Origin of the sequence: Actinoplanes sp. NPDC051861 (assembly GCF_040681145.1) — a bacterium.
GTDB lineage: Bacteria > Actinomycetota > Actinomycetes > Mycobacteriales > Micromonosporaceae > Actinoplanes.
The window spans coordinates 136671-155572 of record NZ_JBFAYE010000023.1 but is presented as its reverse complement, the minus strand read 5'-3'; the positions used below and the strand labels follow the sequence as shown (position 1 = coordinate 155572).

Here is an 18902-nt window from a genome sequence, read left to right as displayed (position 1 = left end):
TTCTTTGTCTGGGTGTGGTGTGCGAGGGGATATCGGTCAGCGCGAGGCCGGAGTCTTCTCCTGCTCCGTGCCGGCCGGTGCGGTGACGGCGGGGTCGGCCGCCGCTTCCCGCTGGAAGGGGCGCATCAGCGATCCGATGATCGAGAAGCGTCCCTGCTTCTTGTTGTAGACATCGAGGGCGACCGCTCCGAGCAGGAATAGGCCCTTGATGATCTGAACCATGTCGGACCCGGTGCCGGTCAGCTGCAGGCCGTTGTTGAGCACGGCCATGACCAGACCACCGACGATGGCGCCACTGATGGTGCCGAGACCACCGGAGACCGCCGCGCCGCCGATGAAGACGGCCGCGATCGCGTCGAGTTCCCAGCTGAGGCCGTCCTGCGGGCCGGAGGCCGCGGACCGCGCCACGAAGATCATGCCGGCCAGCGCGGAGAGCACCGACATGTTCATCATGACCAGGAAGTTGACCCGGCGGAGCTTGACGCCGGAGAGTTCCGCGGCGCGTGAGTTGCCGCCGACCGCGTAGATGTGCCGGCCGCCGGCGGTATTGCGGGTGTAGAACGAGTAAGCCACGACCAGGACGGCCAGGATGATGCCGGAGATCGGGAAGCTGGTGCCGACCCGGCCGCCGGCGAACCGCAGCGTGGCGAAGACGATCACGCCGACCATCACGGCCATGCGCAGCAGCGCGATCCACAGCGGTGCCGGCTCGGCGCCCTCCATCTGCGTCCGGACCTGGCGGGCCCGCAGCTCGCGCCAGATCACGGCGAGGCTGACGACCAGGCCGAGCAGCAGCGTCGCGTTGTTGTAACCGGTGTTCGGCCCGAACTCGGGCAGGTAACCGGCGCCGATCTCGCGGAAGCCCTCCGGCACCGGGACCGTGTCGGCGTTGCCGATGTACTGGTTGCCGCCGCGGAACAGCAGCATGCCGGCGAGCGTCACGATGAACGCCGGGATGCCGATGTACGCCACCCAGAAGCCCTGCCAGGCGCCGATCGCCGCGCCCACGGCCAGGCCGATCAGGATGCCCAGCGGCCACGGCACGCCGTGTTCGCTGATCGCCTTGGCCACCACGATGCCGACGAACGCGGCGACCGAGCCGACCGAGAGGTCGATGTGGCCGGCCACGATCACCATCAGCATGCCGATGGACAGGATCGAGATGTATGCGTACTGCTGGGTCAGGGCGATCAGGTTGCCGGACGTGAGCGTGAGCCCGTCCGTCCTGATCTGGAAGAACACGATGATCGCCACGAGTGTGAAGATCATCCCGAACTGGCGTGCGTTGGAGGTGGACCCTCCGAACAGGTTCTTCTGGAGGTCTCTGAATCGGCTCATCGCACCGGCGTCTTCTTGGTCGAGGTCATCTGCTTCATGAGGAGTTCCGGGTCGGCGTCGGCACGGGCGATCTCGCCGGTGATGGCGCCTTCGAACACGGTGTAGATGCGGTCGCAGAGGCCGATCAGCTCGGGCAGCTCCGAGGAGATGACGATGACGCCCTTCCCCTCGTCGGCCAGCTTCTGGATGATCCCGTAGATCTCGAACTTGGCGCCCACGTCGATGCCCCGGGTGGGCTCGTCGAGGATCAGCAGATCCGGGTCGGTGAACATCCACTTGGCCAGCACGACCTTCTGCTGGTTGCCGCCGGAGAGCTTGGTGACGCCCTCGTCCACGGTGGGCGTCTTGATCCGCAGGCTCTTCCGGTAGGCCTCCGCCTCGTGGTACTCGGCGGCCTCGTCGACCACACCGCGACGGGTGATCTTGGAGAGCTTCGCCGCGACCACCGAGGTCTTGATGTCGTCGAGCAGGTTCAGGCCGATCGCCTTGCGGTCCTCGCTGACGTACGCCAGGCCGTGCCGGATGGCGTCCGCGACCGACTTGAGCTCGATCTCCCGGCCGTCCTTGAAGATCTTCCCGTCCAGGTAGACCCCGTAGGACCGGCCGAACAGGCTCATCGCCAGCTCGGTGCGCCCGGCGCCCATCAGGCCCGCGAACCCGACGATCTCGCCGCGCCGCACGGTGAAGCTGGAGTTCTTGCAGACCAGGCGCTCCGCCGAGATCGGGTGGCGCACCGTCCAGTCCCGTACCTCGAAGAAGACCTCACCGATGTTCGGCGTGTGGTCCGGGAACCGGCTCTCCAGATCCCGGCCGACCATGCCGCGCACGATGCGGTCCTCGTCGGCGCCCTCGGCCCGCACGTCGATCGTCTCGATCGACCTGCCGTCACGCAGAATGGTGATCGAGTCGGCGATGGCCTCGATCTCGTTCAGCTTGTGCGAGATCATGATCGATGTGATCCCGCGTTCCTTGAACCCGCGCAGCAGGTCGAGCAGGTGCCGCGAGTCCGTCTCGTTGAGCGCGGCCGTCGGCTCGTCCAGGATCAGCAGCTTGACGTCCTTGGCGAACGCCTTGGCGATCTCGACGAGCTGCTGCTTGCCGACGCCGATGTCCTTGATCAGGGTGTCCGGGTCCTCGCTGAGCCCGACCATCGCCATCAACTCGAGGGCCCGGTGGTTCGCGGCCTTCCAGTCGATGCTCCCGCGCCGGCGCGGCTCGTTGCCGAGGAAGATGTTCTCCGTGATCGACATGCCCGGGATGAGGGCCAGCTCCTGATGGATGATCACGATGCCGGCGTTCTCGCTGGCACGGATGTCCGAGAACCTGGCCTCGGCACCCTGGTAGACGATCGAGCCGGTGTACGTCCCAAACGGGTACACACCACTCAGGACCTTCATCAGCGTCGACTTGCCGGCGCCGTTCTCGCCGCAGATCGCGTGGATCTCGCCGGGCCGCACCCTGAGGTTGACGTCGGAGAGCGCCCGGACGCCGGGGAACTCCTTGGTGATTGCTCGCATCTCGAGCAGGGGTGAAGCTCCGTCCATGCCCATCTCCGTCTGGCTCTCCAACTGGCTCTCCAGCTGGCTTCCCAACTGGAAGGAGACTTTGTAACTCTTGCGTTTCTGGACTGTAAATCCAATTGTTTTAATAAGTCAACGGGACCTTAGGCCTCGGTATGGTCACAGCTCGATGGAGGTTCAGCGGTGGGGCGAACAGGTACGAACCTGCCCAAGGTCGGCCAGTACAACCGGGCGGTGGTGCTCGACCAGATCCAGCTGGCCGACGGCATCAGCCGTGTCGAGATCGCCGCGCACACCGGCCTCACCCCGCAGACCGTCTCCGGCATCGTCCGGCGGCTGATCGTCGAGGGCATCGTCCGCGAGGACGGCCTGCAGACCTCCAACGGCGGCCGGTCCCGGACGTTACTGCGCGTGAACGCCGACGCGGGCTACGCGGTCGGCGTCCACTTCGACCCCGCCGAGCTGTCCTGCGTGGTGGTCGACCTGCTCGGGCGCCCGCTGGTGACCATGCAGCGGCCCACCCCGCCCGGTGCTGGGCCACAGAGAGTGACTGCTGCGGTGGCTGAACTCGTGGACGAGGTTCTGCTGACCTCGGGCGTCGAGCGCGGCCGCGTGCACGGCCTCGGCCTCGCCGCACCCGGGCCGATCGACCAGGCTCCCGGCGAGATCGTCGGCCCTCCGCAACTCTCCGGATGGGAACGTGTACCGATCAAACAAATGGTCGCCGCCGCCACCGGCCTCCCGGTCACCCTCGACAACGACGCCACCGCGGCCGCCATCGGCGAACGCTGGGCCGGCGCGGGCCGCGGCGTGGCTGATTTCGCCTACTTCTTCTTCGGTGCGGGCATCGGTGGTGGCCTCGTCCTGGGCCACCAGATACACCGAGGCGGCTCGATGAACGCCGCCGAGTTCGGCCACACGTCGGTGCGCCCGGACGGCCCGCCCTGCTACTGCGGCAACACCGGCTGCCTGGAGAGCCTGATCAGCCCGGCCGCGCTCGTCGCCGAGGCCCGCCGCCGGCTGGCTGCCGGCGAGGGTGCGGACTCCGACCTGGCCCGGCTGGATCCCGCTTCGACCGATTTCGATTCCGTACGCCTGGCGGCCGCCTCCGGTGATCCCCTCGCGGTCGAGGTCGTCGACACCGCGGCGGCCTGGCTGGCCACCGCCGTCGTCACGGTCGCGAACATCCTCGACATCGACCTCGTGGTCCTGGGCGGCCACGGCCTGCGCCACATCGAGGACCGGTACCGCCGCGCCGTCGAGGAGGCCCTGGCCACCCGCACCATGGCCCGCCGCATCCGAACCGTCCGCGTCGAGCTGTCCCCTTTGGGCCCCGACGCGGCAGTTGTCGGCGCCGCCGCGCTGGTCCTGCACGCCACGTACTCGCCCCAGGTATCGGAGCTGCTCTCTCTGTAGGCAATTTGTTTAGTGGTTCACCAAATCCCGGATCCGGCCTCTCAGCCCCCTGCCCGGACGGCCGAGAGGAACCCTGCCCGATCGGATGCATCTTCACCGCCGTCGATCTCGGTGCCATAGCGTGGCCTCCATGAAGCGGCGCTCGTTGCGCGTCTGGGCCATGGTCGCGTTCCTGATCTGCACCGTGGCCAGCGGCGCCTGGGTCCTTTTCGAGGTCCTGCGCGGCGAGGTGGACTGGGGCGAGGTGGCCGCACTGGTGGTGGCCGCGTCCGCGCTCGCCTTCCAGGTCGTCTCGGTGTTCCAGGACGCCGCCGCCAACCAGCCCTCCTTCGACGACCAGGTCGAGGAACTGGCGTCGGCGGTCGGCCGCGAGTGGTACGACGAGGCCGAGGCACGCCGCCTCCGTGGACCCCAGGTGCTCTCGCTGAGCTGGGAGGAGACCGCGCGGCCGGTGGGCGGGCCGCCCCGCCCGGCCGAGATCGGCGAGGAGGGCCTGAAGCAGCGTCCCGCGCTGCGCGGCCGTCTGGAGGGCGACTTCGACGCGGTCGTGGACGACCTGGCCGCCCGCTTCCGCCGCCTCGACGACAGCAGCATCGTCGTGCTCGGCCAGCCGGGCGCCGGCAAAAGCGTGCTCGCCCTGCTGCTGACACTGGCCCTGATCCGCAGCCGCGATCCGGGCGATCCGGTCCCCGTGCTGGTGCCGGCGTCGTCCTGGGACCCGCTCTCCGAGGAGTTCGTTCCCTGGCTCACCAGGACCCTCGCGGAGGCCTACTACAACGGCGACGAGACCATCACCAGCCAGCTGCTGAACCGGCACGTCGAACGGGTCCAGCAGCGCAAACCCCAGATCCTCATGCCCATCATCGACGGCCTCGACGAGATCGCCGAGTCGGGCCGCAGGCAGGCCGCGACCTACCTCAACCGAGCCGTCCGCGACGGCTGGCAGGTCGTCGTCACCTGCCGCGCCGTCGAGTACCAGGAAATGATCACCGGCGGCGCCCCGAAACTCACCGCCGTCCCGGTCGTCGAGGTCCGCCCGGTCACCCCGGCCGACGTCCGCGCCTACCTGGGCAAGCTGCCCTGGCCGGACGGCACCTCCTGGAGCCGCGTCCTCGACGAGATGGACAAGCGCCCCGAGGGCCCGGTCGCGGCGGCCCTGTCCACCCCGCTCATGGTCTCCTTCGCCAGGCTCGTCTACCAGCGCCTGGGCGGCGACCCGTCCGAGCTGCTGGGCGCGAACGGCGCGCTGCCCCGGTTCGAGGTCGAGGACCGCCTGACGTCCCGGGTGGTGGAGGCCGCTTACACCGCCGAGCCGCTGGTGGGTGAGGCGGACGCGGAGGGCCGGCGATGGCCGCGCGCCGACGCCCGGCGATGGCTGACGTTCATCGCCCACTACCTGCACCGCACCGGTCAGCGAGACGTCGTCTGGTGGCGCCTCAGCGCCCACCTGCTGCCGGCCTGGTTCGGCCCGATGATCGGCCTGGTCATCGGCGCACCGTTCATGGTGGCCGTCGCGGTCGTCGCCGCCGGCTCCGGCACGCTCGTCAGTGGCCTGACGGTCGGTGCGATCACCGGTAGCGTCGTGGCCCTCTCCGTCATGGTCCTCTGGTTCGTGTCGGCCGACCGGCCGCCCGGCAGGCTCTCCTTCGCGCTCGCCGGCTCCTGGGGCCGGCTGCGGCGCGGATTCCTGCTCGGCTTCAGCATCGCGGCGGTGTTCGCCGCGGTCGCCCTGGCGCTGATCGCCGTGGTCGTCCAGTCGGCCGAGTCATGGGCGTTGTGGGTAGCCGTCGATTACGTCAGCGCGGCATCCGCGGCGCTGGCCTGCGCAGTCGTCCTGGGTCTGGCCCTCGCCGCCCACGAGTGGGTGAACGCGCCACCGGCCAAGGCCGCGCAGACGAGCCTCGACGAGTCGATCCGGCACGACCGCGTCTCCGCACTCGTGGGCGGTCTGCTCGTCGGCCTGATCGTGGCGGTGACGACGGCACCGGCGATCGTCCTGGGAGCCGCTGCGGGCGATCTGCTGTTCGGGCTCTACACCGGCTGGTCAGGGTGGCCGGGAAGCCCCGAGTTCGCCGATCTCGGTGCGTCCCGGATGAACATGATCGCGGGCTGGGCAGCCGGCAGCCCGGTGATAGTCGCGGTGGCCTCCGCCCTCATCGGTCTGGGCGTCGGCACCCTCATCCTGCTGTCGCGGGCCTGGCCGCGATACGAGATCGCCCGGCTGTGGGCGCGAACGCGGCGCCGGCTGCCGTGGCGGGTCGCGGCGTTCCTCTCCGACGCCCGGCGACGGGAGGTGCTCCGGCGCGTGTCGGGCGGATACCAGTTTCGGCACATCCGTTTGCACGACCAGCTCGTCAGCCCGGCCGCGACCGTTCCGGCTGACACCGGCAACCCGGCCGTCACCCGGTCGTTCCTGAGCAGCCATCCACGCGCGCCATGGGTGGCAGGTGCCGCCGCGATGGTGCTGGTGGCCGCCGTGCCGATCGTGGTGCTACCCGACGACGACGCGGCGATTGTCCTGCGTGCTGCGGGGACGAGGCGAATCACGATCATGAGCATCGATCCGGACGAGCGATGGATCGCGGGGGTCGGCGGCGACAATCTGCGTGTCTGGGATCTCGACAAGCGTGAGCTGGTTCTCGACGATCGTTTCCCGGTCCAGCTCGACAAGCAGGGCACCTCGTTCGAATACGTCGTGCAGAACCAGCCTCCGTTCGACCCCAGCGGCCGGTTCTATGCGCTGACCGGAAATCCTCGGGGTGACACCTCGGGGAAGAACGTTGCCTGGATCTGGGACCTGGAGACCGGCACACGCGTTGTCGACGGTCACGTCGGCGGTGCGAAGTTCATCGGAGCAGGCCGCGTCCTGCTGCACCATTACGATTCGTCGAGTGTGGTGGAAGGCCCGCAACCGCTGGAGCTCTGGAATCTCACGGAACGGCGCCGACTGTGGCGGATCGACGACACTCAAACGATGCCGATCGCTGTCAGCAACGAACTTTTCGTCGGGGAGGTCGAAGGGAGACTCTCCGCGTGGCAGGCCAAGACCGGAGCCGAGATTCCGCCAGACCCGCCGATCACCGGCACCCTGGAGGATGTCAAGATTTCCCCGGGCGGGGCCCTGGTCGGCGTCGGTGTGGGCAGCGCGGTGCGGGTCTGGGAGCCCGCGAGCGGTCGCACTCTGGCCACCGCTGCACCCGTGGAGGGGACGAACTGGACCTTCGGTCGTGCGGGCACGCGAGTGATCGCCTCCAGCGGAGGCAGAAGCAGCACTTCGCTCGATGACAACAAGATTCGTATCTGGGAGGCCCGAACCGGCCGACTGGAGCAGGCGATACCGGCGCCGCCCGATCTCATCAGCGGAACAGGCCTGGCTGCCCGGTCGGGGCCCACCGAGACACGCGAGTCCGTCAGCGTCCAGAGCTTCGGTGATTACATCGCGGCGCTGTCGGAATCCGGGTCGGCGGGACCCGAAAACCGCCTCCACATCTGGGACGTCCGGAACGGGAAAAACGTTGTTGATGTTCCAGTCAGTGGGGTACAGATTTCTGCCAGCGGTAGTTGGTTGGTCTACTCCAGCGGCACCACGGCTGTCGTCAGGAATATCGCCGGCATGCGGGACAGGCCGACAGAATCCTATCTGAGCAGCGCCTTCTTCAATCCGGACGAGAGTCTCATGCTCGTTTACGAGGGTGACGCCGGAATGGCCATCTGGAATGTGGCGAACGCTGAGAGGTCGGCTTACGTGCGGACCAACTCTCAGCAGGTGTTCGAGAACCTCTCGTGGTTGACGGGAGGCGGCCTGTTGGCGGCTGATGACGTTTCCGTCAGCTACTACGATCGCGAGGGGAAACGGCGCTTCGTTGTCGAACACGGCTTTGCCGACGAGCCGGGTTACGACCTCCGGTTCGCCGCGTCGGATGACCTCATCGCTGTGCCGGGCGCCATTGAGAAGATCGAACTGCACAATGCCGGGAACGGGCATCTCCGTAGGACGCTCTCCGGCCACGTCGGCGTTGTGCAGGAACTTCAGTTCATCGATGAGGGGCGCTCGCTGGTGACCCGGGGATTCGACGGGACCATTCGCATCTGGGACATCGAGCGGTAGCTCAGCGGCTCTCGGCCTCCTGCGGTGACGCCGCCCAGGACGCCAGCAGGGCCAGGGCCGTCGCGGTAGGGGAGGACGGCTCGGCGGAGTAGATGGTCAGCGTCAGGTCCGGGTCGTTGCGGAGGTCGAGGCTTTCGTAGGCCAGGGTGAGGTCGCCGACCACCCGGTGGCGGAAGTGCTTGACCCCGGTTCCATGAGTGCGGACGTTGTGGGCGCCCCACCGCAGCCGGAACTCGTCGCTGCGGGTGGACAGCTCGCCCACCAGATCCTGCAGGCCCTTGTCGTGGGGGTCCTTGCCCGCCGCCGTGCGCAGGTTTGCCACGCACATGTCGGCGGCCAGGTCCCAGTCCGGGTAGAAGTCGTGGGCGGCGCTGTCCAGGAAGGTGAAGCGGGGGAAGTTCGGCTGGGTGGAACCTCGGTAGAGGTCGCTGTGCATGGCTCGGCCAAGGTGGTTGGTGGCGAGCAGGTCGATGCGGTTGTTGCACAGGATGGCGGGGGACGTGATCGCGTCCAGGGACCACCGCAGGCTGGGGCGCAGGGTCCACGGCTTGGCGCGGCGGCGCGGGCGGGCCAGGCTGCCGCTGCCGTTGGCCTCCTGGGCGAGGCGCAGCAGGTGGGCGCGTTCGGCGTCGTCGAGGCGGAGGGCGCGGGCCAGGGCGTCAAGGACGCCTGACGAGACGCCGGCCAGGGAGCCGCGTTCGAGCTTCGCGTAATACTCCACGCTCATCCCGGCCAGGGAGGCCACCTCGCTGCGCCGCAAGCCTGGCACGCGGCGCTGGCCGGCGGCGGGGAGGCCGGCCTGTGCCGGTGTGATCTTCGCGCGCCGGGTGGTGAGGAAGTCGCGTACTTCTGCCCGGTTGTCCACGGGAAAACGGTACGGCGGCAGACGGCGGGCAGGGAGGTACTGCCGGTACACCCCTTGACAGGGACTTCTTCGGGCGCGGCCGGGTACGCAGGCTGGAACCATCCGACGAAGGAGTGTTCGAAAATGCGTGTCGCTGTCATGACCGCCCCGGGTGAGGTCCGTGTCGAGGACCGCGCCGACCCGGTGATCCAGGAGCCGGCGGATGCGATCGTCCGGCTGTCGGCGACCTGCATCTGCGGGTCCGACCTGTGGCCCTACCGCGGCATCGAGGCCCTGAGCGGGCCGCGCCGGATGGGTCACGAGTACGTGGGCGTCGTCGAGGAGGTCGGGTCCGCGGTCCGCACGATCCGGCCGGGCCAGTTCGTGGTCGGCTCGTTCTTCGCGTCCGACAACACCTGCGAGATCTGCCGCGCGGGGTATCAGACGCACTGTGTGCACCGGCAGCCCGGCGCCCCGGACGGCGCGCAGGCCGAGCGGGTCCGGATCCCGCTCGCCGACGGCACGCTGGTCGCCACGCCGGAGGTGCCCTCGGACGACCTGATCCCGAGCTTCCTGGCCGCCTCCGACGTGCTCGGCACCGGCTGGTTCGCCGCGGTGGCCGCCGAGGCCGGGCCGGGCAGGACCGTGGCTGTCGTGGGTGACGGCGCGGTCGGCCTGCTCGGTGTGCTGGCCGCCCGGGAGCTCGGCGCCGAGCGGATCATCGCGATGAGCCGGCACACCGACCGGCAGAAGCTGGCCCTGGAGTTCGGCGCTACCGACGTCGTCACCGAGCGCGGCGACGAGGGCGTGGACCGGATCAGGGAGCTGACCGGCGGGCTCGGCGCCCACTCGGTGATCGAGGCGGTCGGCACCCAGGAGTCGATGATGCAGGCCATCCGGTCGACCCGTGCCGGTGGGCACGTCGGCTACGTCGGCGTCGCCCACGGTGTGTCGCTGCCGGGCATGGAGTTGTTCTTCTCCGGGGTGCACCTGCACGGCGGGCCGGCCCCGGTACGCCGGTTCCTGCCCGACCTGATGGACCGGATCGCGTCCGGCCGCATCAACCCGGGCAGGGTGTTCGATCTGACGCTGCCGCTGGACCGGGCCGCCGAGGGCTACCGGGCGATGGACGAGCGCCGGGCGATCAAGGTGTTGTTGCAGCCCTGACGCCGGGGCACCAGGACGCGATGGCGGCCGCCGTATCGGCGGCGGTCAGCATCGTGCCGCTGGCCCAGGCGACGTATCCGTCCGGGCGGATTAGGACCATGGCGGCGCCGGGCAGCGTGGGGCGAAGGACCACGTTGACCGACGGGAGGGCCAGTTCCAGCGGTGAGCGGACCGCCAGGACGAAACGGCCGTCGCGGAGATGGGTGTAGAGGCGCTCGACGTCCGGCATCCGCCGGCCGGTGAGCCGGTGGCCGCCGCGAGCCGGATACGCGATCCCGATCCCGCTCATCCGCGCCGCCATCGCCAGCCGGGTCCGGTGGAACCGCAGGATCGACCGGATGACGAAGGCCTGCAGCACGTTGCGGACCCGGGACTGCCCGAGGACGAGGCGGTTGAACGTGTCGGAGAGGCGCAGCACCTGCTCGCCGACCGGGTGTCGTTCGGACTCGTAGCTGTCGAGCAGCCACGGCGCGGCCGTACCCTGCACGGCGGCGGCCAGTTTCCAGCCCAGGTTCATCGCGTCCTGGATGCCGGTGTTCATGCCCTGGCCGCCGAGCGGCGAGTGCACGTGGGCCGCGTCCCCGGCCAGGAACACCCGGCCGGCCCGGTAGTGCGCCGCCTGGCGCCGCTCGCTCAGGAACCGGGTGCTCCACCGGGGCTGTCCCATCCCGAGGTCCGACCCGGCGATGCGCTGGAAGGCGTCGCGCATCTCGTCGTACGTCACCGGCTCGGAGAGCGGCACCCGGTCCCGTCGCCGGTCCCAGGCGATGATCCGGAACCACCCGTCGCCGAACGGCACCGAGATGACCGCGCCCTCGGTGCTGGTCCGCGCGAACATGGCCTCCGGCGGCGGCTCGGAGAGGCGCGCGTCGGCCAGCATGATGTGGGTCTCGTATTGCTTGCCGGCGAAGTCCACGCCGATCAGCCTGCGGACCGTGCTGTGTGCGCCGTCGCAACCCACCACATAGCGGGCGCGCTCGACACCGCCGCCGGCAAGATCAAGGGAAACGCCGTCCGGGTCCTGGCGCAGGCCGGTCACCACGGCGCCTCGGACGATCTCGACACCGAGCTGGATAGCCCGTGCTTCCAGGACCTTCTCCGTGGCGCTCTGCGGCGCAATGAAGATCATCGGGTAGCGCGTGTCCAGAATGTCCAGGTCCAGCGAGGCGCCCGGCACGGGCGCCACGCTGTCCACCCGGACCCCGTGCAGCAGGACCTCGTCGGCGAGGCCGCGGGCGTCGAGCAGTTCGAGCGTACGGGCATGCACCGCGAACGCCCGGGTGATGTTGGATTCCTCGGCGCGCCGCTCCAGGAGGCGGCAGCGGACGCCGGCGAGGGCGAGTTCACAGGCGAGGGCCAGACCGGTCGGGCCGGCGCCCACCACGATGACATCAGCGGAATTCGTCATGCCCACAGCCTCGGAGGGAATCGACGTACTCGAATCGGTGATGTCACCGGTTACGATGCGGGGCATGCTGCACGGTCGGCAGCGCGAGTGCACGCTCATCGAGGAACTGCTGGCCGCGGCCGGTGAGCGGCGCAGTGGCGTGCTGGTGGTCCGCGGCGAGGCCGGCATCGGCAAGTCCGCCCTGCTCGGGTATGCGGCCGAGCGCGCCGGCGACATGCGGGTCCTGCGCGGCACCGGCGTCGAGTCCGAGTCGGAGTTCCCGTTCGCCGCGGTGCACCAGCTGCTGCGCCCGGTCGCCGGCCTGTTCGACGCGATCCCCGAGCGGCTCGGCGCGGCCCTGCGCGGCGCGTTCGGGCTGGGCCCGGCCGGCGGCGAGGACAGCTCCCAAGGCGGGGACCGCTTCCTCATCTCGCTCGCCGTGCTCAGCGTCCTGGCCGAGGCAGCGGAGGAGGGTCCGCTGCTCTGCCTGATCGACGACGCGCACTGGCTGGACGGCGCCTCCGCGGGCGCGCTGAGCTTCGCGGCCCGCAGGCTGGACGCCGAGGGCGTGGTGATGCTGTTCGCAACCCGGGAGGAGGTGCCAGGACTCCCGGACCTCACACTCTCCGGGCTGGACCCGCCGGCCGCCGGCGCGCTGCTCGCCGAACGGTGTCACGTCGACCTGCCGGCCGCGGTCCGCGACAGCCTGGTCGCGAGCACCGCCGGCAACCCCCTCGGCCTGCTCGAGCTGCCCGGCTCCCTGTCGGCGGACCAGCTCGCCGGCCGGGAACCCCTGCCCGAGCGGCTCCCCGTCGGCGCCGAGGTCGAGCAGGTGTTCCTGGAGCGCGTACGCCGCCAGGACCAGCCCACCCAGACCCTGCTGCTGCTCGCCGCCGCCGAGGACAGCGGTGAGCTCGATGTGCTGCTGCGAGCGGCGCGGTCCCTGGGCGTGGACGAGAGCGCGCTGGACATCGCCGAGAAGGCCGGCCTGATCCGGATCACCGGGCGCACCGTGGCGTTCTGCCACCCGCTGGTGCGTACCGCGGTCTATCGCGGCGCCACGTTCTGGCAGCGGCGCGACGCCCGCAACGCCCTGGCCGAGGCCCTGGACGGCGACGCGGACCGGCGTGCCTGGCACCTGGCCGCGGCGGCGCTCGGGCCGGACGAGACGGTCGCCGCGGAGCTGCACCGGTCGGCCGAGCGCGCCCGGCAGCGCGGTGGTCACGCGGCCGCCGCCAGCGCCTACGAGCGGTCGGCCGTGCTCACCGCCGAGGCGGGCCGGCGCGGGGAGCGGTTCACCGACGCGGCGGAGGCGGCCTGGCAGGCGGGGCTGCCGGGCCGGGCGGCCACCCTGCTGGACCGGGCCGCGACGCTGGTGGCGACACCACCGGCCAGGGGGCGCCTGGAGCATCTGCGCGGGTCGATCGAGGGCAGCAGCGGCGAGCTGACCTCGGCGTTCGCCATCCTGGTCGGCGCGGCCGAGCCGCTCGCCCGGCTGGACCCGGTCCGGGCCGCGCGGATGCTCACCGAGGCCGGGCAGGCCGCCTGGCTCGCCGGTGACGTGGCGGGTCTGCATGAGGTGGCCCGGCGCCTGGCCGATCTGCCGGTGCCGGACGCGGCGGTGCCGCTCAGCGCCCAGCTCGTTCTCGGCCTGGACAGCCTGCTCAGCGGGGATCTCACGACCGCGGTCCCGCACCTTCGTGACGCCGCCGCCCGGGCCGCGCACGGTGCGGATCCGCGGGCGATGATGCTGAGCGCGGCGGGCGCGACGTTCCTCGGTGACGACGCCGTCGCGATCGGGTTGTTCACCACGGCGATCGCCGGTGCGCGCTCGGCCGGTGCCGTCGCGATGATCCCGCCCCTGCTGGCGCCGCTCTCGTCGCTGCAGGCTTGGACCGGGCGGTACAGCGCGGCGTCGGCGAGCGCGGCGGAGGGGCTGCGGGTCGCGGTGGAGACCGGGCAGGAGCACCCGGCGGCCCATCTGCGCAGCGTTTGCGCCTGGGTCGCGGCGGTGCAGGGCCAGGAAGAGCAATGCCTTGCGTACGCGGAAAAAGCACACGCCCACGCGATGAGCCACCGCATCGGCCCCGCCGCCGGCATCGCCTCCTGGGCACTGGCCCTGCTCGACCTCGGCGCCGGCCGTCCGGAGAGCGCCGCCGACCGCCTCGAGGCACTGGCCACCGCGGGACCCGGCGAGTCCCACCCGGTGGTGCGGGTCTTCTCCGCCGCCGACCTGGTCGAGGCCGCTGTCCGCACCGGCCGCCGGGACACGGCGGAGCGCGCCCGGGACCGCCTGCGGTCCTGGACCGAGGCGACCGGCTCCGCCTGGGGCCGGGCACTGCTGCACCGGTGCCACGGCCTGCTCGCCGACCCGTCCGGCGCCGACCGGCACTTCACCGCCGCCCTGGCCGCCCACCGGCTCGGCGGCCGCCCGTTCGACACCGCCCGCACCGCCCTGCTGTACGGCGAGATCCTGCGCCGCCGCCGCAGGCGCAACGACGCCCGCGTCCACCTGCGCGCCGCGCACGAGACCTTCGACCGGCTCGGCGTGCCCGGCTGGGCCGAGCTGGCCCGCACCGAGTTGCGCGCCACCGGCGAGACCGCCCGCAGACGGGATCCCGGCACCCTGCGGCAGCTCACCCCGCAGGAGGTGCTGATCGTCCAGATCGTCGGGGAGGGCGCCACGAACCGGGAGGTGGCCGCCCAGCTGTTCCTGAGCCCGCGCACCGTCGACTACCACCTGCGCAAGGTCTTCACGAAGCTCGACGTCTCCTCCCGCGCGGACCTGATCCGCCTGGTCGCGCAGTCGGACCGGTGACCTCACTGATGCGAACGGCGGCGTGCGCGGTCCTGAGCGCCGCCGTCCTGCTGCTGTCCGCGTGCACCGGGCCGCCGGCGGCCGGGGACGCGACCGTCGAGGATCTGGGCCGGCCCCTGTCGACGGCGGACACGGAGGCGAACCCGATCTCCCGCGACGCCGGTCTCAGCGCGGCGTGGAGCGACTCGGAGAGCCTCTGGCTGTTCGGTGACACCTCGCAGCGCAACGGCCCGGCGTTCCTCCCCGGGACGACAGCGGTGCTCACCGCGTACACCTCAGGGGTGGTGCCGACCGAAATGCGCGAGGTGCCGACGCCGCCCGCCCCGCACCTGGCCGGGCTGACCAGCCCGCAGCCTTTTCTGCCGACGCCGCGCGGTCTCCGGATCGATGAGCAGCGAAGCTGCGACGGCGTCAGCCCCTATCCGGCGGCCTGGCCGACCGGTCTGGCCAGGATCCCCGGCACGAGGTCAATGCTGATTGTGTACGCGGAAGTCTGCGTGAAGTCCGAAACTGATCTGCCGGCTCAGCGGCTCACGCTGGCCGTCTACGACCCCGCGACCAACGTGTTCACACGCACCGACACACCGTTCGCGGCTCTGTCCCTGCCGATCGCGCAGCGGCTCGGCTCGCCGGTGTTCGGCGCCGACGGCCTGCTCTACCTGTTCACGCACGACGTGGAGACCGGGCGGATCATGCTCGCGCGGACCGGCGGTGATCCGCAGGCGTGGGCCGATCCGCGCAGTTACCGCTGGTGGGACCGGGGCTGGACAGCCGACTGGGAGCGGGCCGCCTCGATCGTGACGGTGCCGTTCGTGAACTCCCTGCACGTCGCGGACTACCCCGGCCGCGGCCTCGGGATGATCGTGCAGACCGAGTTCGGCAGTGGGCGCTTCCAGATCTTCACGGCCGGCGCGCCGGTGGGACCGTGGCGGCCCGGCCCGGCCGGCCGCGTGCCCGGCGAGTGCGGCGGCTCCGGCTACGGCTGCCGCGCGTTCAACGGGCACGCCGAGCTGAGCACTCGCGATCGTTTCGTACTCTCCTGGTACAGCCCTGGCGACCTGGGTGGTTTCGGTCATGTCCGGCTCGGGGAGGTTGCCTGGTAGTGATCCGGAACGAAGGAGATCCCATGATCCGCCGTGCCGCGCCCGCCCTCCTGCTGTTCGCCCTGCTGGCCGGCTGTTCCTCCGCCGCCTCGCCGGTCGCGGACGTCGTCTCGACGGCACCCTTCACGCGCGCTGCTGGAATCCCCGCTTCCGCGCTGCTGCAGCCGGACGACGTCTACGGCGCCGACGGGGAGTCGCTGCCGAAGGGCGACTTCGCGTTCGTGCGACCGCTGCGCCCCTGCGACGAGGCGTATCCGAGCGACAGCACCCGCGTCGAGGCCGTTGCCAAGAAGTGGGTGGTCGACACCGGCGAGGGCGGCGGCACCGTCCCGACCGTGGTGACCGAGTTCCTCGGGCTGCACGAGCCGGGCGGCGCCGAGAAACAGTTCGGCGAGATCGTCGCGGCGCTGGAGAAGTGCGCGTCCAAGGGCGAACGCAAGTGGACGGTGCTCACCGCGTCCCCCGAGTCCGTTCTCGTGCGGATCGACACGAAGGAGAGCTACGCCGACGAGGCTCCGTCGACGGTCAGCCGCTACGCCGCGATGGCCCGTGTGGACGACGCGATCGTGGTGGTCACGGATCTGGGCTGGGAGAACCTGGGTGGCGACGAGAAGCTCGTCAAGGAGCTGATCGCCAAGGCGGTGCAGCGGGCCGTCACGATTCCCTGAGCCAGGCCAGGACGGCCATCACCCGGCGGTTGTCGTCGTCGGACGGCGGCAGGTCGAGCTTGGTGAAGATGTTCGCGATGTGCTTGCCGACGGCGCTCTCGCTCAGGTACAGCTTCTGGCCGATGGCGCTGTTCGAACGGCCCTGGGCCATCAGCTCCAGGACCTCGCGCTCGCGCGGCGTGAGCCGGGACAGCGGTGAGGCGGCACCTCCGGAGGTGATCAGCTTGGCGATCACCTCCGGATCCATGACGGTGCCGCCGGCCGCCACCCGGCGGACCGCGTCGACGAACTGGTCGCTGTTGAGGACCCGCTCCTTGAGCAGGTAACCGACCGCCCCGGTGCCGTCGGCGAGCAGCTCGCGGGCGTAGAGCTGCTCGACGTACTGGGAGAGGACGAGCACGGGCAGGCCGGGGATCTCGCCGCGGGCGGACAGCGCTGCCTGCAGGCCCTCGTCGGTGAAGGTGGGCGGGAGGCGTACGTCGACGATCGCCACGTCCGGCCGGTGCCGGGTCAGGGCACTGCGCAGCGACGGGCCGTCGGCGACCGCCTCGGCGATCGTGAAGCCGTGGCCCTCGAGGAGCAGGACCAGGCCGTCCCTCAGGAGGTGGAGGTCTTCGGCGAGGACAACGCGCACGGAACCTCCATGGTGAGGACGGTGGGGCCACCGGCCGGGCTGTGCAGACTCAGGGTTCCGTCGAAGGTACCGAGCCGGCGGCGGACGCCCCGCAGGCCGGTGCCGTTCGCCTCGTCGGCGCCGCCCGGGCCGTCGTCGGTGACGACCAGCCGTAGCACACCGTCGCGGTGGGACAGCTCGATGGACACCCGGGAGGCGACCCGCGCGGCGTTGGCCAGGGCCTCGCAGGCGGCGAAGTAGACGGCCGACTCGACCGGCGGCTCCGGGCGGGCGGGCAGGTCGGCGTCGACGGTCACCGGGAGCGGGGTGTCCAGGGCCACCGCGCGGACGGCGTCGGCCAGCCCGCGTTCGGCCAGCACCGGCGGATGGATGCCGCGGACCAGGTCGCGCAGCTCACCGAGAGCCGTGGCGGAGGACTCCTGTGCCTGGGTGAGCAGCCGCCGGGCGCGTACCGGATCGGTCTCCATGAGACGCGACACCGCGTCCAGGCCCAGGCCGACCGCGATCAGCCGGGCCTGGGCGCCGTCGTGCAGGTCGCGTTCGATGCGGCGCAACTCGGCCGCCTGGACGTCGACCGCGTCCGCCCGGGAGGTGCTGAGCTCGGCGACCCGGGTGGCCAGCACGCTCGCGCTGGTCGGGCCGAGCAGCGCCCGGTCCCACCGGTTGCGCAGCCACAGCAGCGGCAGGGCCAGCGCCAGCGCCACCACGGTCATGCCGAGACCGGCGGCCATGCTGATCCAGCCCGACGTGTCCGGGGAGATCGCGTACCAGAGGTAGAACGGGGTGACCCAGTGCCCGGTCGCCAGCCCGACCGGCACCGCCCAGATCACCCAGGTCAGCGGCTGCCAGACCAGGCCGTAGAAGCCGACGGCCATCAGCAGCGCGGGCAGGAACGAGAGCGGGGCGAGCAGCGCCGCACCCACCGACCACACCTGGTCGCGCCAGGTGGCCGGGTCGCGCCCGACCCAGCCGTACTTCTGCACGCTGATCGCGTCGGTGCGGCTCGCGTACAGGGTGCGCCCGACCCGGTAGAACCCGTCGTCACCGATCCGCGGCGGCGCCGGGTACGGCCGGTACGGGCTGGGGATGCCGGCGACCCGCCGGTACGCCCCGACGATCGGCCGGGTCAGCCGCAGGACGTGCGGGAACAGGCCGAACCAGGTGAGCACCAGGACGACCATGTTCAGGGCGGTTCCGGCCAGCGCGGCGAGCGAGATCCCGGCCAGCCCGGCGCCGCGCCAGACGGCGGAGTTGGCCCGGCCGAGCGCCCGGACCGGCGCGGACCGCGTCCAACGTGACCAGTCACCGGTCCGCAGCATCACCGTGGTCCACATCCCGTGGAGGCGCAGACCGGCCGGCGCCAGCAGGAACGCCAGCGCGGCGGCCGCGAGGGACACCCCGGGATACGACGGGAGCAGCGCGGCGGCGGCGATCAGCAGCGCCGGCGGCACCAGGGCCGGAAAGGAGCTGGTGACCGGGGCCAGCAGCAGCCACCGCCACTCCCGGCCGATCTCCGGGTCCTCGCCGTAGTGCTCGGCCCTGAGCATCCAGGCCGGAACCCGCGGCGAGCGGTACAGGGTGTTGTCGTGGACGTACCAGCCGTCGGGGCGGGGCAGCGGTTTCGGCGGCGGCAGGCGGATCAGGTCCGGCAGGTCGGCGCCGCCCCACGTGCGGGCGAGCCGGCGGCCCCGCGCGGTGAGGCGGTGCATGCCGGCCATCGCGGCGGGGAACGGCACCACCAGGCTCACGGCGGCCAGGAACACCAGACCGTACGCGAATCCGGCCACCGCCAGCACGGCGAGCGCGGCGCAACGGACGAGGGCGAGAGCGTGTCGTTTCACGAATTCAGTCTTCGGAAAGCCCGTCGCCACCACATGGGGGCAGGCTACCGAGCGGGGG

Annotated in this window: 12 protein-coding genes; 6 read left to right on the top strand and 6 right to left on the bottom strand. The window is 71.1% G+C overall.

Annotation, left to right across the window (positions count from 1 at the left end):
* Positions 1–36 precede the first annotated feature (36 nt).
* Both mmsB and mmsA read right to left on the bottom strand, forming a co-directional pair.
* Positions 37–1338 carry a multiple monosaccharide ABC transporter permease gene (mmsB, locus tag AB0M02_RS39085; protein WP_364236705.1) on the bottom strand — a complete coding sequence of 434 codons (1302 nt, stop codon included), beginning with the start codon at positions 1336–1338 and terminating at the stop codon, positions 37–39.
* Positions 1335–2882, bottom strand: a complete 1548-nt coding sequence (mmsA, locus tag AB0M02_RS39080) for a multiple monosaccharide ABC transporter ATP-binding protein (RefSeq protein ID WP_364236703.1) — start codon at positions 2880–2882, stop codon at positions 1335–1337. The genes mmsB and mmsA overlap by 4 nt, the downstream gene beginning before the upstream one ends.
* A gap of 159 nt (positions 2883–3041) precedes the next feature.
* On the opposite strand from mmsA, the gene AB0M02_RS39075 reads away from it, so the two are divergent.
* Together AB0M02_RS39075 and AB0M02_RS39070 are read left to right on the top strand one after the other, a co-directional pair.
* Complete coding sequence (locus tag AB0M02_RS39075) at positions 3042–4274, top strand: ROK family transcriptional regulator (RefSeq protein ID WP_364236701.1); 1233 nt, start codon at positions 3042–3044, stop codon at positions 4272–4274.
* 130 nt (positions 4275–4404) lie between these two features.
* Positions 4405–8382 (top strand): NACHT domain-containing protein, encoded by a 3978-nt coding sequence (locus AB0M02_RS39070; RefSeq protein WP_364236698.1) that lies wholly within the window; start codon positions 4405–4407, stop codon positions 8380–8382.
* A gap of 1 nt (position 8383) precedes the next feature.
* Here AB0M02_RS39070 and AB0M02_RS39065 read toward each other — a convergent pair whose 3' ends face one another.
* Positions 8384–9247 carry a helix-turn-helix transcriptional regulator gene (locus AB0M02_RS39065; RefSeq protein WP_364236695.1) on the bottom strand — a complete coding sequence of 288 codons (864 nt, stop codon included), beginning with the start codon at positions 9245–9247 and terminating at the stop codon, positions 8384–8386.
* Positions 9248–9370: 123 nt separating this feature from the next.
* On the opposite strand from AB0M02_RS39065, the gene AB0M02_RS39060 reads away from it, so the two are divergent.
* Positions 9371–10393 (top strand): zinc-dependent alcohol dehydrogenase family protein, encoded by a 1023-nt coding sequence (locus tag AB0M02_RS39060; RefSeq protein ID WP_364236693.1) that lies wholly within the window; start codon positions 9371–9373, stop codon positions 10391–10393.
* Here the strand turns inward: AB0M02_RS39060 and AB0M02_RS39055 are convergent.
* Positions 10371–11801 carry an FAD-dependent monooxygenase gene (locus AB0M02_RS39055; RefSeq protein WP_364236691.1) on the bottom strand — a complete coding sequence of 477 codons (1431 nt, stop codon included), beginning with the start codon at positions 11799–11801 and terminating at the stop codon, positions 10371–10373. The genes AB0M02_RS39060 and AB0M02_RS39055 overlap by 23 nt on opposite strands.
* A gap of 64 nt (positions 11802–11865) precedes the next feature.
* Here AB0M02_RS39055 and AB0M02_RS39050 point away from each other — a divergent pair, with 64 nt between their 5' ends.
* Genes AB0M02_RS39050 through AB0M02_RS39040 form a run of 3 tightly spaced genes read left to right on the top strand, consistent with a single transcriptional unit; the run spans position 11866 to position 16369 of the window.
* Positions 11866–14598 carry an AAA family ATPase gene (locus AB0M02_RS39050; protein WP_364236688.1) on the top strand — a complete coding sequence of 911 codons (2733 nt, stop codon included), beginning with the start codon at positions 11866–11868 and terminating at the stop codon, positions 14596–14598.
* Complete coding sequence (locus AB0M02_RS39045; RefSeq protein ID WP_364236685.1) at positions 14595–15701, top strand: hypothetical protein; 1107 nt, start codon at positions 14595–14597, stop codon at positions 15699–15701. Before AB0M02_RS39050 ends, AB0M02_RS39045 begins: the two co-directional genes overlap by 4 nt.
* 23 nt (positions 15702–15724) lie before the next feature.
* On the top strand, positions 15725–16369 hold the full coding sequence (locus tag AB0M02_RS39040) for a hypothetical protein (protein WP_364236682.1): 645 nt from the start codon (positions 15725–15727) through the stop codon (positions 16367–16369).
* Here the strand turns inward: AB0M02_RS39040 and AB0M02_RS39035 are convergent.
* Both AB0M02_RS39035 and AB0M02_RS39030 read right to left on the bottom strand, forming a co-directional pair.
* Positions 16356–17003: a response regulator transcription factor gene (locus AB0M02_RS39035; protein WP_364236679.1), complete on the bottom strand. Its 648-nt coding sequence runs from the start codon at positions 17001–17003 to the stop codon at positions 16356–16358. The two genes, AB0M02_RS39040 and AB0M02_RS39035, sit on opposite strands and share 14 nt — an antisense overlap.
* Positions 16967–18844, bottom strand: coding sequence for a histidine kinase (locus AB0M02_RS39030; protein ID WP_364236677.1), 1878 nt, complete (start codon positions 18842–18844; stop codon positions 16967–16969). Before AB0M02_RS39030 ends, AB0M02_RS39035 begins: the two co-directional genes overlap by 37 nt.
* Positions 18845–18902: the final 58 nt, after the last annotated feature.

Excerpts from the sequence above, each read along its gene's own strand:
- mmsB (WP_364236705.1), bottom strand. The coding sequence starts at position 1,338 with ATGAGCCGATTCAGAGACCTCCAGAAGAACCTGTTCGGAGGGTCCACC.
- mmsA (WP_364236703.1), bottom strand. The coding sequence starts at position 2,882 with ATGGACGGAGCTTCACCCCTGCTCGAGATGCGAGCAATCACCAAGGAG.
- AB0M02_RS39070 (WP_364236698.1), top strand. The coding sequence starts at position 4,405 with ATGAAGCGGCGCTCGTTGCGCGTCTGGGCCATGGTCGCGTTCCTGATC.
- AB0M02_RS39060 (WP_364236693.1), top strand. The coding sequence starts at position 9,371 with ATGCGTGTCGCTGTCATGACCGCCCCGGGTGAGGTCCGTGTCGAGGAC.
- AB0M02_RS39055 (WP_364236691.1), bottom strand. The coding sequence starts at position 11,801 with ATGACGAATTCCGCTGATGTCATCGTGGTGGGCGCCGGCCCGACCGGT.
- AB0M02_RS39050 (WP_364236688.1), top strand. The coding sequence starts at position 11,866 with ATGCTGCACGGTCGGCAGCGCGAGTGCACGCTCATCGAGGAACTGCTG.
- AB0M02_RS39040 (WP_364236682.1), top strand. The coding sequence starts at position 15,725 with ATGATCCGCCGTGCCGCGCCCGCCCTCCTGCTGTTCGCCCTGCTGGCC.